This window comes from Parapedobacter sp. GCM10030251 (assembly GCF_042666505.1).
Lineage (GTDB): Bacteria > Bacteroidota > Bacteroidia > Sphingobacteriales > Sphingobacteriaceae > Parapedobacter.
This window is the reverse complement of sequence record NZ_JBHTDN010000010.1, coordinates 82,274-97,140: the sequence shown is the minus strand read 5'-3', so window position 1 is coordinate 97,140 and position 14,867 is coordinate 82,274. Positions and strand designations below refer to the sequence as shown.

Below are 14,867 nucleotides of genomic sequence, written 5' to 3'. Positions count from 1 at the left end.
TTTGCGATTGGTTGTTTTTCAAATTAAACCTAGCCTGAATGACGCGATATATAGTTGGCTATACCATGGACATCGCTTTTGGAGGTAACTTCCGAAGGACAGGAAAACCGAGCATGCTATGAACACTTTTTTTTCTGCGGATTATATCGTGCCCGTTACCAGCGAAGCCATCAAGAATGGCGTTGTCGAAGTAACGGAAGACGGCGTCATTGAAGGGGTTTATCTCCCGAACCACCCCAACCTTCAGGGTCGGGCGATCAACCGGAAAGAAGGGATTATAGTACCTGGGTTTGTCAATGCACATTGTCACTTGGAACTGTCGCATATGTTGGGAGTTATTCCCAAAGGTACCGGGCTGGTTCCTTTTCTTCAGCGGGTTATTTCTTTGCGTGCGGCCGACGAGCGCCTAGTCCAAAAGGCTATGGAAGCAGCCGATGCCCAGCTTTATAACAATGGAATTGTAGCAGTTGGAGATCATGCAAATACAAACCTGTCGGCTGCGGTAAAAGCCCGTAGCAGCATTCACTATCATACGTTTATAGAAGTTATCGGATTCGAACCCGATACCGCCTCCCAAAAACTGGCTGAAGCCCGGAAAATCCGTCATCTTTTTTCTAATGAAGCGGTTTCTATCACGGCGCATGCACCCTACTCGGTGTCCAAGGAGTTGTTTCGGCTGCTCAACGAGGAGGCCATTCGATCAAATAAATCCCTCAGTGTGCACAATCAGGAAAGCGAGGAGGAAAATCGACTGTTCCGCTATAAGGTTGGCCAGTTTTTAGATTTCTATCAAGCGCTTGGCCGGGACATTTCCGGATTCAGGGCTCAGGCGCGGAACTCCCTGCAAACCTTTATGTCCTATATATCACCTGAGACACCGGTTTTATTGGTACACAACACGTACACCTCGCCCAAGGATATTTTTTTTATCGAACGTCTCGAACGAAATGTCTCCTGGTGTTTTTGCCCCAATGCAAATCTGTATATCGAAGGTGTTCTCCCAAAGTTGAGAAATTTTGTGGCCTATCGTCATAAAATCACTTTGGGTACGGACAGCCTCGCTTCCAATGATCGTCTTTGTATCCTGTCCGAACTGAAAACTTTGCACCAACATTTTCCTGAACTTCTTTTTAGCGAAACAATCAAGTGGGCTACGCTCAATGGAGCTCTGTTTCTGGGGATTGCCGGAAAATACGGATCATTGGAAATCGGTAAAGCGCCCGGACTTAATCTGCTTACGGAAACCGATGGGCTTACCATCACACCTGACACGGAAGTCGTGCGTCTGATTTAGAGATTAATAAATTTAATTCACGAGCCAAAAGGCAGCTCCCAATACCGCTCCAAGGATAACACCGACGACGATTTCTTTCCATACATGGCGTTTCAGATGAATTCTCGACCACGCGAGCAGCGGAGCAAATAGCAAAAAGGCAATCCCTGCAATCCCGTTGAAATGGAGAATCAAAAAGCCGAGAAAAACGTGGAAAGCCAGGTGCATGGAAGCTTTTACGCGGGTATTAACCACTTGGGCCATGACCAGCAGAACCAACGCGCATGTTACCGCTAACCGTAACGTCCTGTCCTGGTTGGTTAACCAAATGATTAACGTAACCACGAACAATAGGAGCGTTGTGGTAATAAACCATTTTTGCCGCTGGGCTTGGTCCGATACATCCAGGTTGGTATACCTTCCTTTACGTACCCCCCGCAACGTAGTGATTCCGATCGGGACAAAAATACCGCCAATAATCAGTAGGGAAAGGTAAGTGGCTTGTCGGGCCGATTCGATGCTGAACAACAGAAAAACGACAAACACCGGAACGGTCAAAAACGGATGACCAAGCGTAGAAATCAATTTTGCGATTGTTGTCTTCAATTGTGTACCATTGCTAAAGCTGTTGCCCGACTTTGCGAAGGTAACCAAACTTTTGTAAGTTGGCAATCTTACCCATATTTCCGCAGGCATCCGCTCGCGTGCGGCAAGTACGACAAACCGGTTGATCGAGTCGCTTCGACGGTATGCTTGTTATTTCATCGCGCGCAGCGATACGTACATCGTGTCAATTGCTGCCGCAGGTAACATACGTGTGAGGGGCACGGGCTTATCCAAAGGAAAGGAATATGCGGTATCGGGAGCAACTACTCGCCGTAAGATATTCCGATAGCTGAATTGCTCGTGTCCGCCAAACGGACTTTGGAAGGCCGCAGTGAGCGTGTTAAGTACCGAAGCTGGGCGAAAGCGAACTTCGTCTTTTGCGGCATCCATGTTGGTATTCACAATGTTGATACAAATAAACCGCACTTTGAAAGGTGCATTGGGTTTGGCATTTTGATGACGGCGCAGTGTTTCATAGATTTCAAGTGTGGTTGTTGTGCCGGAATTCTCATAGATTCCGCCGTCGATCAGCCGACCCGCTCCATCCAGGTAGTTGTATGCATTGATAATCGGGAAGGCCTGGCTTTGGTTTACACAGGCGATCAGAGGAATTTGATAGTCAGGATGATATTGTCTAAATAGCGCATATAGGTCCGTTCCCAGACTGAAGCTCTCCAGATTTACCGGAGCGAATACACCGCGTTGTCCGGTTTCCACGATAGCGCAATTGATAAAAAAGAGCGGCAAGGCCGTGTCGAATTTCATCGAGTCGCTCATCAACCCTGATGGTGTGTTCTTTCTAGTCAGGTAGGGCGAGAGATAGTCGCTTTTGAAAAAGGCGTTAGCTTGGTCCGCATCCAATGCGGGCGTGGCTTCTGTATAGCCCCGTATCTCCTCTTGCTGGAAAAAGTAATTTCGGTCTTTTGGAAATGCTTGTTGACTCCCCCATAATCGGCGTGAAACCTCGTATTTGATTCCCTCGAAACCATCGCCGATCAATGCGCCCCAAAAGGAGCTGCTCAGGTAATTCCGGGCGTACAGAGTTTTCATACGCGGGGCTACGGATGCTGGCCTTGCGGGTACGTTCAGGTAACGATCGGCCAGGTACATCGCCGCACCGGACGTTGATCCGGAGACAGTAGATATGGAAAACACATTTTCGGCAAACCGATGGGAAGGCGTGCTTTTTAAGCTGTCTAGGTAGTTCATGGCCATAAAAAGCCACACGGCAGCGCGCGACCCACCCCCTTGTCCGGATACAAGGTATACGTCCAGCGTGTCCCCGGCACGGGCCGCTCGATCTTGCAACCACTGGTCGAAGTATGCGGTCAGAGAAGGTCTGACATCTGTAGTGAACACCTGACCGGAATGGATGAACTGTTTGCGGATGCGATGTGAATTAACGGAGTTAAAGAAGAACAGGAATATGAAACCCAGCGCAACGATCCGAATCAGGGGGCTGTACCAGATCCATACGGGACGGCCTGACGGTTGCCCATTGTGAATCCAAGTGAGATTAAGTTGTGCTGTAATGAAGATATCTGCAAAAAAGAGGAATAGGGAGATTGCCGTGATCAAAATAAAGATAGGGGAAAAAAAGCCGATTTCGACCGGCCACCCGCGACTATTGCTGGATTGCAGCAGCACAGCCAGCAACAGCATGCAGGACAACGAACAGATATGGATGTATTTGCTTACATAGTAGGACAAACTGATGGTTTTTACATCCACATTTTCCGCGAATTTCATATACGCATAGTTTAGCAGGATACCGATGAAGTTGGCACCTACAATTAAGGCTGTCGATCCCATCCGGCTGGAACGCAGTCCATAACCAATAAAGCCGATCAAAAAAAGGAAAAGCAAAAAAAGCAGCGCCATTGACGCGACGTATTGGCGCGCCTTGCTACGGGCCGCCCTAACATTTCCATCCGTCGCATTATCCCAAAGACGTTGAAAGACACGCGGTACCCGTTTATTCCGGTATCGCCAATCCAATAGAAAAATTCCAGCCATCAACAGGACAAGGACCCCTATTCCAATAAAGGGCCGGGTAGGAAAAAAAGATACAACGGTTACGTAGAGAAAAATTACCCAGGGAAGACTAGCAAAATAGCGTATTGGGAATTGTTGCTTACCTTCTACCGAGTCGCCATTGTACAGTGCGATGAGGCCGCTGTACAACGATTGTGGGTTGGCATGCCTCCGGGTTAGGATCCGCCAGATGTCGATTGCCAACACGGGGATTGCCCAATTGCTCAGCGCCAATAGCGAAAACGAGGCGATCAGCAGCGGGAGATTAACATAGCCGTGTTGCGGAGGCTCCGCCAAACTCACGACAATATCCCTGCCCACCTGAACCTTCCATAGGATGACTGGCACTAGGAGCGACAGCAAAACATAAAATAGGTTAAGCTTGATGGTGTTGTATAATTTCAGTAGGAATTTATATAACCTGTTCATTTTAATTTGGATTCATTACCCACTTATCATTACTGCATGGGGTGATATGCCGTCGGTTTATATGCCGATCCCGGCTTAGTCTTTGGTCAGAGGTTCGTCAAGAACTGGCCGGTACACGTACCGACCAGTGGGTTTACCCATTTCTGGGTCTCGCAAACCAACAAACGCTTAGTGATCAAGAAGATTACTTTAAAATCAAAATAAAATTCGGGGATAAGAGACAAAAAAGCAATACCTAAAAATCGGTATTTGAGAGGCGATTTTAGAAGCCAACTGCCAGGCCTGACCCCAGCAACGGTGAATAAAATTTTCTGTTAAAAACGAATATGATTAAGTTTGTCTAGTGAGAGATAGGGTGGTTACCGCCGCTCGCCCAAGAAAAGGATTCTTGATCAATTCTACGTTTCGTGTCGCGACTGTCAGGGTGAAAAACAGCACGTTACTACACGGATAACGCGTAGACGGCGTTAGATAATTGAAATAAACGACGGCTATCAGCCGGAAAAAGATACCAAACGACATGATCAGCGGAGATGCATTTACCAAAATGGCGTTGTCTTTCCCTGGGACGGAGCAGCGGCCTCATTTTGAACGGACCGGATTCCGTGTCATCGGAAAGCGTATGTTTGCCAGCTATCTGGCTGCGGACAATACGGCCAATATCTTCCTTACGCCCAGTGAGCAAGCTTTATTTTGTTCGATGGATACGGTTAACATCTATCCCGTTCCCAATAAGTGGGGCGAAAAAGGTGCCACTACATTCAATCTGAACGATGTCGCCAGGGAGGTGGTAATGGAAGCGCTGATGTCCGCTTACGAAGACGTGCTCCGGCAAAAGAAGTAAGATAGCGATTTGTGGCCATTGGCGGACCATGCCCAACCTAGCATACATTCAAGTAACGATCATGCGAAAGCTGCACATATTTTCCTTTTTTCTCAGCATATTCCTGTTCTGTGGACAAGATGCCCAGGCGGAGACAAGCAAAGACAGCCTGGTATCCGATGACCTGATTATCCGGAAGGTTGCCGACGGTGTCTATATGCATACCTGTTTTCTGGAGACCAACGACTTCGGCAAGGTACCCTGCAATGGCATGATCGCGATGCATATGGGTGAAGCCGTAATCTTTGACACGCCCACCACCGACAGCGTATCGGCGGTGCTGATTCGATGGGTGCAAAATCAGTTAGAATGCCACATCAAGGCGGTGGTTGCGACCCATTTTCACTGGGATTGTTTGGGTGGATTGGAGGAATTTCACCGCCAAGGCATTCCTTCTTATGCTAATAAGCTGACGATACAACTCGCTCGGGCAAGTCAATCGCCCGTTCCCCAACATGGGTTTACCGGACAGCTTGAACTAAAAATCGGGGATGAGAACGTAGTGGCGGATTTTATCGGCGAAGGGCACACCAAAGATAATGTAGTCGGTTACTTCCCGGCGGCGCGTGTCCTCTTTGGAGGCTGTTTGGTCAAGGAACTCGGCGCTTCGGAGGGAAATTTGGAAGATGCAACAGTCAGTCACTGGGCACTGACCGGTATTAAGGTGAAGGCTAAATATCCGGACGCTAAGCTTATCATTCCCGGCCACGGTACTCCCGGAGGAACCTCTCTTTTGGATTACACCATCGAGCTGTTTAAGCGTTATCGCGACGATTGATCATCAAATCCAGCGCTTCACCCGCGTTTTATAGGTGAGATACGCTTCGCCGAACCGTTTTTGAAGGTAGTACTCTTCGACCGGAATAACGCGCCGATGTACCAAAACCGTAAAAATTATCGGAAAAATAAAGGCCGATAACGATCCCAATACCGTAGCTATGCCAATCAGGACAACGGTCATCCCCATGTATATCGGATTGCGGCTCCATTTGAAGGGCCCCGTGGTGATCAATACGGTTGGTCTGCCGAAAGGTCGTGTGGACGTCTTCTTTTTCAGCAAGACAAAATTGGTCGCATAAACTAGTAAGGCTCCGGCGGCGATCAGTAAGACGCCTACCCAGGCATACCGATCAGGAATGAGTTCCCATATAGGGATAATCGAATCAAAAAAAATGGATAGCGCAATTGAACCGATAAAGTAGATGTCGGGTGTTAGTTTGGATTTCATCACTCAAGAGCCGATTGCGCTTTCTTAATCGTCTTTTTCAAATCGATTCCTTTTTCCAGTACCCCGCTAAAAAGATCGCCGGTTTCCTTCATGCGATCGTGGGCATTGTGAATGGTAAAATCTTTCATTTTCAGGCCCGGCTTTACCTCATCCCATGCCAACGGCATGGAAACCGTAGCGCCCGGCTTCGGGCGTAACGAATACGGCCCGGCAATGGTAGCCCCCGGTCTATTCTGCAAAAAATCCAGGTACATTTTACCTTTGCGGCTGCTCACTTTTCGCTCCAGCGTAGTGAAGTCGGGCAGCTGTTCGTGTACAAGGTTAACGATTATCTTGGCAAAAAGCTGAGATTGATCGTATGTATATTTCGCGCCCAGTGGAATATAGACGTGGATGCCCGTGGAACCGGATGTTTTTGCATATCCGGGCACTTCCAAGGCGTCCAGCACTTTTTTGACTTCCTGTGCAGCTTGGATTACCTGCTCAAAGGTGTTTTTGTCGGGATCAAGGTCGATTACGCAATAGTCCGGATTGTCCGGCGACTGGATGCGGCTGAACCAAGGATTCATCTCGATGCAGGCCAAGGAAGCCATCCACAGTAACGTGGCCTCATCATCGCCTACGAGGTATTCTTTGTGTTCGCCTTCACTGGTCACATAGGGGAACGTCTTGGTAACCCATTCCGGAGCCTTTCCCTTCACATCTTTTTGATAGAAGCTAGGCCCGTTGATGCCATTTGGAAAGCGGTTTAATGACATCGGGCGGTCTTTCAGGTAAGGCAGGATGTATTCCGCCATGCGGTAATAGTAGTTGAACAGGTCGCGCTTGGTGATGCCTTCGCCGGGCCAGTATACCTTACTCAGGTGGGTAAACTTCAGCTCCTTGCCATTGATTTTACGGGTTTGCGTTTCTTCCCGCGGGTTCAAAAGAGTGCGTCGGTCCGTTGGTGCCTTGCTTTCTGCCTCTGCCACAGTCTTATCGGCATCAGCCGGTTTTTCCAATACCACCTTATCGGCATCTTTATCTTCGCGCATGCCCTTGAAGGAAGCCTGGCGGAACACCCCTTCGCTGGTCACCTCGGCATAATTGACCTCGCACACCAGTTTGGGTTTCAACCAGGTTGGCTTGGCACCCAGGCGGCGGGGTCGGAAACGGGAAGGCTTGTCCACGTCCGGTACGGTATCGAAAGGACTTTCAGGTGTGATCAGCGGCTTGAATAGCTTCATCATATCCTGCTGCTGTTTGTCTGAAAATCCAGTTCCCACTTTACCCGCATAGCGTAGCGTCTTTCCGTCGTACACGCCTAATACCAGGGCGCTGAATGCCTTGGAGGTACCTTCGTTTCGTGTGAATCCTGCGATCACGACTTCCTGACGCCGCTGTACTTTTATTTTCAACCACTCTTTCGACCGGAGATCGGAGGTGTACCTGCTATCGGCTTTTTTGGCCATGATCCCCTCCAACCCTACCTGTTCAGCAGCGTCGAAAAACTCAATGCCGCGTGCGGCAAACACCTTGCTCAGACGCATGCGCTTATCGTCGGTGGGCAAAATGTCCTGCAGAATGGCCTGCCGTTCAAAAAGAGGCAAATCCATCAGATTTTTTCCTTCGTACCACAGGATGTCAAAAACATAGTACACCAAGTTTCCATCCGCTTCACTCCGCCAGTTCTGCAACGCACCGAAGTCTGATAGCCCTTTGTCATCCAATACGACGATTTCACCGTCAATTACGGCATTGATGCGCCATGTTTTCAGCAGATCAAGAATGGGGTAATATTTGTCAAATGGAATGCTATTCCGTGAGACCAGCTTTACGCCGGTTTTCGTAACCCGGGCAATCGCCCGGTAACCATCCCATTTCACCTCGTATACCCAATCTGGATCATCAAAAGGTTCGTCAATAAGGGTGGCCTTCATGGGTTTGACGTTTTCGGGAGCGGAGGATTTCGGTGCGTTTTTTAATAAGGCAGCCACATCGAGTTTTTTCGGTACGGTGCTTTCGTCGACATCCTCCGCAAGATGCTCGTCGGCATCCTTCGTGGTTTTCTTAACGGTTTTCCTGTTTGTTCTGGGCTTTTTAGCATCCGTTTCACGTCCATTTAGCCATACCTTGTCACTGCTTTTTTCCACGGCAGCGATGGTTTTTCCGGAAAGCACTGATTTGTCCTTTTTCGTGACATCAGATTTGTGAGCGTACTCGTCTTTGTGCTTGATCAGCAGCCAGCCATTTTCGCCCATGCCCGATGTCTTGACCAGCGCATATTCCCCTTTCAGCTTTTGGCCGTGCAGCCGGATTTTTAGCGAACCTTTGTGAAGTTGTTCCAGCAAGTGTTTTTCCTGCGCTTTCTTGGTCTTCAATGGCTCAATCGGTTCATACGTGCCCTCATCCCATACGATGACCGTGCCTCCACCATATTCGCCTTTGGGGATAATGCCCTCAAATAACCGATAATCCATGGGATGATCTTCCACCTGCATGGCTAGCCTTTTGGTCTGTGGATCCGTAGAAGGACCTTTAGGTACTGCCCAGCTTTTCAACACACCGCCCATTTCGAGGCGGAAGTCATAGTGCAACCTTGAAGCGTCGTGTTTTTGCACGACAAAGGTAAGTAGCTTCCTGTCGGGACTTTTACCTGCCCTTGGTTCGCTGGTTTTTTTAAAATCCCTCTTTTTCCGGTACTGATCGAGCGTCATAGCCTCTTAATAACAGAAGTAGGACGATTCAGTTTTAAGAAAAGTGGATCGGGTATTCTTCAGCGTCTCGCCATAAGAGCTCGTCTTATGCATAAACCGGGAGGCCGCTATTGAAGGGCCTCGCCAAATCGGTAATCGATTACCACATCACCGGCCAATAACTTGCCATTTTCCTGTCGGAGTTCGGCTCCCGTAGGCACCACTACTAAGACGGCCGCCCCTTCAGGGAGAAGTCTCACTTTTGCCTTGCCGGATACGTTATGGGCGATGAAACGGGCCTGTACTGCATCGTAAAGGTCTACCGCGCCACTTTCGGGGGGCAACGAAAGGGTTACCTCCCGGTTTTCACCGTAGGGATTATAACAGAGGTAAGTGGGGTAGGCCCGATCCCTGAAAAAATCAGTAGCCAACAGGTCGAGCTGTAGGATGCCTTCGACATCGGTACGGTGGATGATGCTTCCGAATACGCCGGCATGGGCGCTGCCATATACACTGAACTGGGATACGTCGGGGTTTTTGCCAGGCACCCAGTTGGGGCCATCGCCTTGGGCGAGAGGAGCCGGAATGTGTTTATAGCGGTCAAATGTCGATTCCTTTACCAGTCCTTCATATCCGATGACACCTTTGGTCACGGAGGCAAGCTGGGGAATGGTCTGATGCCCGGCCGGAATGTATTGCGGATAGAAGAGGCGGGCGGCATTGGCGGCATGAAGCATCCATTTGCCGATGGCCGTGGCATAAGACTGGTCATACCGGACCATCGGCACCAGCGGGATTGCGGTGTCAAAGGTGTTCATCAAAAACCCATATCCGCCGTGGTCTACGGTGCTACCTACAATGCCGGAGATGTCAAACCCGTTCCATTGTCCCACCAAAACACCCCATCCCTTGCGGCATACCGATGTGCCGTTAAATGTCCATTCCAGAATCTTTTGAACGTCAAAATCTGTACTCTGTTCGGCGTTCATCCGTGCAGCGGTATAGGCCCCATACGGCATCAGAATTTCGTAAAAGCGGTTTTCGGGTTGCGATTCGAGTGCCCGTTGGGCCCGTTGTGCGGCTTCCAGGTAGCGGCGATCGCCGAACTTCCGGTAGGCTGCGTACAATACCCACGCATGTCCGGCGGCGGCATCTTCCTGCGCACAGATCCAATTGGATTCCGGCTTCAACCGTGCATAATCGAAGAATGTATGGCTGTAATTACCTGCAAGTACCGAATCGGCCCGGTAAAACTGTTCGGCAATCCGATATGCTAACGTATCGAAACCCGCTTCGTCGGGGTAACGGTCGCAGATTGCGTAAAACAGCATATTGGGATACACATCATACCACCAGTCGCGCCCATAGCCGCCGCCCAGCAGCGCAACTTCCGGAGCGGTGTTGTTCATCATGATGTTCCACCCGTTGTCTTTATTGAAGTAATTGCGAAGCATGCCCACGTAGTTCATGCCATCCTGGTTTTGTTTATCGATGCCAACCAACGTCGCTCCCAGCACGCCGCCCATCGTCGCCAGCGATTCATGAAACATACCCTTGTTGTTTTGTAAACCCTGGCGTGCATCGCCCATGGCGGTGTATAATCCCAACGTGGGCTGATCGAAATTCTTGTTTGTACTATCCATCCAAATCAAGGGCCAATATTCGCCTTGAGCCTTAAAATCATATACGGTACTGTCATAAGCCTCGGCCATCATTCGCCAATCGATGACATTGAGTGGCTGCGGAAGTTGCGCCATGGAGTCGATACGCGGCAGCCGCCGTTGTGCGACGGCCGTGCCTTGGATCGCCGGAGATTTGAAGCAGGACACCAGCCAAAGACCGGCGATGAATAAAAAGATGGAATTTCGAAACATAATCAATAGGGTTTATCGGCCGGCAACTGCTTGCTCAGCTCGGTGTTGCCGCGCAAAAGGCGTTTGGCAACAAAAATAGAACATAATTGTAACAATGCGATCAGGATAATGGCGTACCGGAGGGCTGCTTCTTCACTTATGTAGACAGCCAGTGCGATGAAGGTAAATGCCCCAAGCAGCCTGCCGGTATAGAGCCCGGCTTCGTGGTTGAGAATGTAGGCAAATTCATGCCGGTTTTCAATGCGTTTGAGGATGTCGATTACACGGAATTGAATCGGGAAATAGGCCAGATCCAGCAAGGGTTTGGCGATCAGCAAAAATAGCATGAACAGCAGTACGCCGAAGGCATTAAAAAGCAGACCGTTGATCAGGGCGGCCAATGTGAAACACCCCAATCCGATGCCGAAGATGAGTAAGCGGTGTGACGGTTGGGTTCGGCGACCGAGGATATACATAGTGATCGCGGCGACAATGGCTCCCACGGATTGCGCGGTACCGAGAGCACCTTCCTGTCCCACCAACCGCATAATCAACATGGCCGGTGCCGTAACCAGAAACCCCTGAGCGAGTCCTTTCAGGGATGCGAGTAACAGCAAACGGTACCATTGCGGGTGAAATTTGAAATAAATGAAACGCTGCCGGGCTGGATTGCTGAACGTGCCGCGGAAACACATGACCGACGCGATCACCGTTGTGATGAACACCGCCAGTGTTACGATGCGGTAGGCCGCATTAGCCTCGCCGCCCGTATGGCCCACCCATTCAATGAACCATCCGATCCCAATGGGAACCAATACGGCGATAAGGGTATAGAAAAAGGTTTCCAGTCCATAGTAGTAATTGCGGTTCCCGTCATGCGTAATAGCCAGAGCCAGGTAATCCCGATTGGCCCAGTAAAATCCAAAAGACATGCCCATGGTCAGTCCGGCGACCGCGATACCGGCAATGTCCAAGGTTTTCAGTGACATCATAATCGTCATGGACACCGCGCTGAGCATCATCCCAACTGAATACAGCGTTTTGATGTTGATGCGGTTGAGCAAATACCCGTTGAGCAGGAATGTGAGTGGAATACCGGTATAGATGGTCAATTGATAAACCACCACCTTGACCGGGTCGTTGGAATTGCGCATTACGTATGCAGCGACGAAGATATCGATGACCGGCAGGACAAATGCATAAATGAGGTTGGTTAACACCAGCACCCGGAAGTTACGCGGTTGCTGCCGGAAATGGGCGGCCTCTGCCCGAAGTTTATTGAACATATTGCAGCGGATTAAGTCAGAGGGTATCGAGAATCTCACGAATGGAAAAATGGGCACCGCAAACATGTTCGTCTGCGGCGCCATAGTAGATCGTCAGCCGATCCCCATCGACCACATGCCCATTGGTAAACACCACGTGCCCAAAAAAGCCGGTCGTCTCATAAGGCGCAGTGGGCTCCATAATGGGCTGCTCGCTACGGCCGAGGACGATCGATGGATCTTCGAGGTCGAGCAGCAGTGCCCCCAGACAATAGCGGTGATTGGCATCGGCACCGTGGTAGATGGCTAACCATCCCCGATCGGTACGGATGGGAGCAGCACCCGCACCCACCCGTCGACTGTCCCAATATCCACTCCGCGTACGCGCGATGAGCTTATGTTCGCCCCAATGAATGCCGTTAGGCGAACGGGCGAGCCAGATGTAGTTGCCGCCGAGGTCGACGCTGCTGGGACGGTGGAAAGCGTAATAGTAGCCGTCGATTTTAGCCTCGAACAAGGCACAATCCTTATTGTGGGGCGGGAAAATCAGTCCGTGGCTCATAAAATCCTGCCAGTTTTGGGTGGTGCTCAGCCCCACAGCCACGCCATTCGGCGATACCGCGGTAAAGGTCAGGTAATACCCGGTGTCCAACTGGCTTACGCGGCAATCTTCAATGCCGAAGGTTTCATAAATTCCTTTGCCCCACAACGGACCATAGCCAGGTTCTTCGCGGAACGTAATGCCGTCTTGGCTACTCAATAACCGGAAATGCGAAAGTGTGGTGAGGTAATCAACGCCCCGGAAGTTAATTACCCGAGGATCCGAAGCATCCAAGTCGGGATCATTGGCCGGAAGGGTAATGATTTCGATACCGCCTTCGGGTTTCAACACCGGGAAGGAGAGTGTACCCTCCCGCTGAGGAGGGCGCTCGGCAACCCGGACGATGAGCCAGGTCTTACCTTGATACCGGAATACGCCAGGATTGAGTAGGCAGGCAATCTCCAGCCCCGGTGTAGAGGGCTGAAGATCTGCTGGAGATAACAGAGGATTTTGTTCAAAACGGATAGAAATATCGGAATTCGTCAGCATTTTCTAGTAACCTTGGTTTTGCGTGATGGTGCCCGCCGATTTATCTATTTCGCCCTGCGGGATGGGATAGAGATAATTGCGATCCTGAAAATTTTTGCCCAGGGCGGTCAGCACCGCCTTGGCTGTGCCCCAACGGCGGAGATCGCTGAACCGATGACCTTCAAAACCCAGCTCCACGCGGCGCTCATGGTCAATCCACTGCTGTATCTGTGCTTTGTCGGTTACGGCCACGTTGCGATCAGGCAGTGTACCGGCCGGTACGGTACCTCCACCAAGGACCGGTGTAGTACGCGCCCGTGCACGGATCTCGTTGATAATACCGATAGCTTCCGTGTAGTCGCCGAGTTCATTATAAGCTTCGGCTTTCCACAGTAAAACGTCGGCCCACCGGATATAAATCCGGTTATTGGGTGCGTCCTCGTTGCCTTTGTTTCCATCGTTGGTGGCGCCCAGCAACTTATAGACGTTTCGGTTTTCGGTATCCACGGTGTAGGCCAGTCGCGGATCGTTGGCTTCAAATTCCGAAAGGAAATCTTCAGAAGGTGCAATAAATCCCCAGCCCATCAGCGCCGTAAGACCGTTGCCCCGGCGGGGAACCACTCCCGGTCGGTGGTCATACGCAAAAATCACCTCATTTTCGGAAAATTCTTTGCTGACGTCGAATGCATCGAAATAGTTGACATTCAGTTGATAGTAACCTGATTGGTCTAACGCATTTACTTTGTCTATTACGGTTTGCCATTGTTGATTATAAAGTGCAGCTTTCGCCTGCAACGCCAGTACGGCGCCGTGCGAGACGCGCCACCGAGCGTCGGTATCGGAGTATTTACCCGCAGGAAGCAGGCCCTCGGCGTTGTCAAGGTCAACGGTTATTTGTCGCCATACCTCGTCCTTGGGCGCCCGTTTGGCCGCTTCATAAATTTCGTTGAAATCCGTAAACGGTTTCAATAACAGCGGAACGTCGCCGTAGTTGACAACCAATCCGAAGTAGTTGAAAGCCCGTATAAAGTACATTTCGCCCAATAACCGGTTTCGCAATGCCATGTTCATGCCGATCTGGGTCATCAATGCTTCATTTTCCAACTGGGCGATGGCACGATTGGCCCGCGCGATTCCCTCAAACGCATACATCCATGTGCCGTTGAACGCCGGATTCACCGCAGTGAAATTGAACGTGCTGATCTGATCCATCCACACCTGATCCCCGTCTGGCGCCCACTTTTTGAGCATATCGCCCGAAGCAATATCTTCCATAACGAAATCGTTGCGGATGACCAGACCGTTGTCCCAATCCCAGTTGCCGAGGATGTTCAACGTGGACGATAACGGAATGTAAGCCGCATCAGCTAATGAACTGACGGTAGTAATGGATGGATCGGTCGTAATCATACCTTCGTCGATCAGTCCAATGGGCGGACGGTCCAGGTACTTGTCGCAACTGCTCAATAGAAGGGCCACAAAAAGAAGAGCCACACCAGCCAGAGCGGCATTTATCGGGAAAGTCTTTTTTATCGTTTTCATGGTTTTTCTG

At 50.2% G+C, this 14,867-nt stretch carries 11 protein-coding genes; 3 read left to right on the top strand and 8 right to left on the bottom strand.

The genetic code is table 11. The features are described 5' to 3' along the window. The first annotated feature begins 118 nt into the window (after positions 1–118). Positions 119–1,294, top strand: coding sequence for an amidohydrolase family protein (locus ACFQRK_RS20470; protein WP_379009992.1), 1,176 nt, complete (start codon positions 119–121; stop codon positions 1,292–1,294). A 12-nt stretch (positions 1,295–1,306) separates the two neighbouring features. Here the strand turns inward: ACFQRK_RS20470 and ACFQRK_RS20465 are convergent, their stop codons facing one another. Then, positions 1,307–1,879, bottom strand: coding sequence for a hypothetical protein (locus ACFQRK_RS20465; protein WP_379009991.1), 573 nt, complete (start codon positions 1,877–1,879; stop codon positions 1,307–1,309). Positions 1,880–2,029: 150 nt separating this feature from the next. After that, positions 2,030–4,342: a hypothetical protein gene (locus ACFQRK_RS20460; protein WP_379009989.1), complete on the bottom strand. Its 2,313-nt coding sequence runs from the start codon at positions 4,340–4,342 to the stop codon at positions 2,030–2,032. A gap of 520 nt (positions 4,343–4,862) precedes the next feature. Between ACFQRK_RS20460 and ACFQRK_RS20455 the strand changes: the two genes are divergently transcribed. Next, a complete protein-coding gene (locus ACFQRK_RS20455) occupies positions 4,863–5,186 on the top strand; it encodes an MmcQ/YjbR family DNA-binding protein (RefSeq protein ID WP_379009988.1) in 324 nt (107 codons plus the stop codon). Between the two features lie 61 nt (positions 5,187–5,247). Next, positions 5,248–6,003 (top strand): subclass B1 metallo-beta-lactamase, encoded by a 756-nt coding sequence (gene bla, locus ACFQRK_RS20450; protein ID WP_379009987.1) that lies wholly within the window; start codon positions 5,248–5,250, stop codon positions 6,001–6,003. A 3-nt stretch (positions 6,004–6,006) separates the two neighbouring features. Here bla and ACFQRK_RS20445 read toward each other — a convergent pair whose 3' ends face one another. The 6 genes from ACFQRK_RS20445 to ACFQRK_RS20420 form a co-directional block, all read right to left on the bottom strand. Then, positions 6,007–6,453 (bottom strand): methyltransferase family protein, encoded by a 447-nt coding sequence (locus ACFQRK_RS20445; RefSeq protein ID WP_379009986.1) that lies wholly within the window; start codon positions 6,451–6,453, stop codon positions 6,007–6,009. Next, positions 6,453–9,149, bottom strand: a complete 2,697-nt coding sequence (gene ligD, locus ACFQRK_RS20440) for a DNA ligase D (RefSeq protein WP_379009985.1) — start codon at positions 9,147–9,149, stop codon at positions 6,453–6,455. Before ligD ends, ACFQRK_RS20445 begins: the two co-directional genes overlap by 1 nt. Before the next feature lie 107 nt (positions 9,150–9,256). Further along, a complete protein-coding gene (locus ACFQRK_RS20435) occupies positions 9,257–11,002 on the bottom strand; it encodes a hypothetical protein (RefSeq protein ID WP_379009984.1) in 1,746 nt (581 codons plus the stop codon). A 2-nt stretch (positions 11,003–11,004) separates the two neighbouring features. Beyond that, positions 11,005–12,267, bottom strand: coding sequence for an MFS transporter (locus ACFQRK_RS20430; protein ID WP_379009983.1), 1,263 nt, complete (start codon positions 12,265–12,267; stop codon positions 11,005–11,007). Between the two features lie 16 nt (positions 12,268–12,283). After that, positions 12,284–13,336 carry a glycoside hydrolase family 130 protein gene (locus tag ACFQRK_RS20425; protein ID WP_379009982.1) on the bottom strand — a complete coding sequence of 351 codons (1,053 nt, stop codon included), beginning with the start codon at positions 13,334–13,336 and terminating at the stop codon, positions 12,284–12,286. A gap of 3 nt (positions 13,337–13,339) precedes the next feature. Continuing rightward, complete coding sequence (locus ACFQRK_RS20420) at positions 13,340–14,857, bottom strand: RagB/SusD family nutrient uptake outer membrane protein (protein ID WP_379009981.1); 1,518 nt, start codon at positions 14,855–14,857, stop codon at positions 13,340–13,342. Between the last annotated feature and the right edge of the window lie 10 nt (positions 14,858–14,867).

Coding starts and splice junctions, on each gene's coding strand:
- ACFQRK_RS20470 (WP_379009992.1), top strand. CDS start 119: ATGAACACTTTTTTTTCTGCGGATTATATCGTGCCCGTTACCAGCGAA.
- ACFQRK_RS20460 (WP_379009989.1), bottom strand. CDS start 4,342: ATGAACAGGTTATATAAATTCCTACTGAAATTATACAACACCATCAAG.
- ACFQRK_RS20455 (WP_379009988.1), top strand. CDS start 4,863: ATGATCAGCGGAGATGCATTTACCAAAATGGCGTTGTCTTTCCCTGGG.
- bla (WP_379009987.1), top strand. CDS start 5,248: ATGCGAAAGCTGCACATATTTTCCTTTTTTCTCAGCATATTCCTGTTC.
- ACFQRK_RS20445 (WP_379009986.1), bottom strand. CDS start 6,453: ATGAAATCCAAACTAACACCCGACATCTACTTTATCGGTTCAATTGCG.
- ligD (WP_379009985.1), bottom strand. CDS start 9,149: ATGACGCTCGATCAGTACCGGAAAAAGAGGGATTTTAAAAAAACCAGC.
- ACFQRK_RS20435 (WP_379009984.1), bottom strand. CDS start 11,002: ATGTTTCGAAATTCCATCTTTTTATTCATCGCCGGTCTTTGGCTGGTG.
- ACFQRK_RS20430 (WP_379009983.1), bottom strand. CDS start 12,267: ATGTTCAATAAACTTCGGGCAGAGGCCGCCCATTTCCGGCAGCAACCG.
- ACFQRK_RS20425 (WP_379009982.1), bottom strand. CDS start 13,336: ATGCTGACGAATTCCGATATTTCTATCCGTTTTGAACAAAATCCTCTG.
- ACFQRK_RS20420 (WP_379009981.1), bottom strand. CDS start 14,857: ATGAAAACGATAAAAAAGACTTTCCCGATAAATGCCGCTCTGGCTGGT.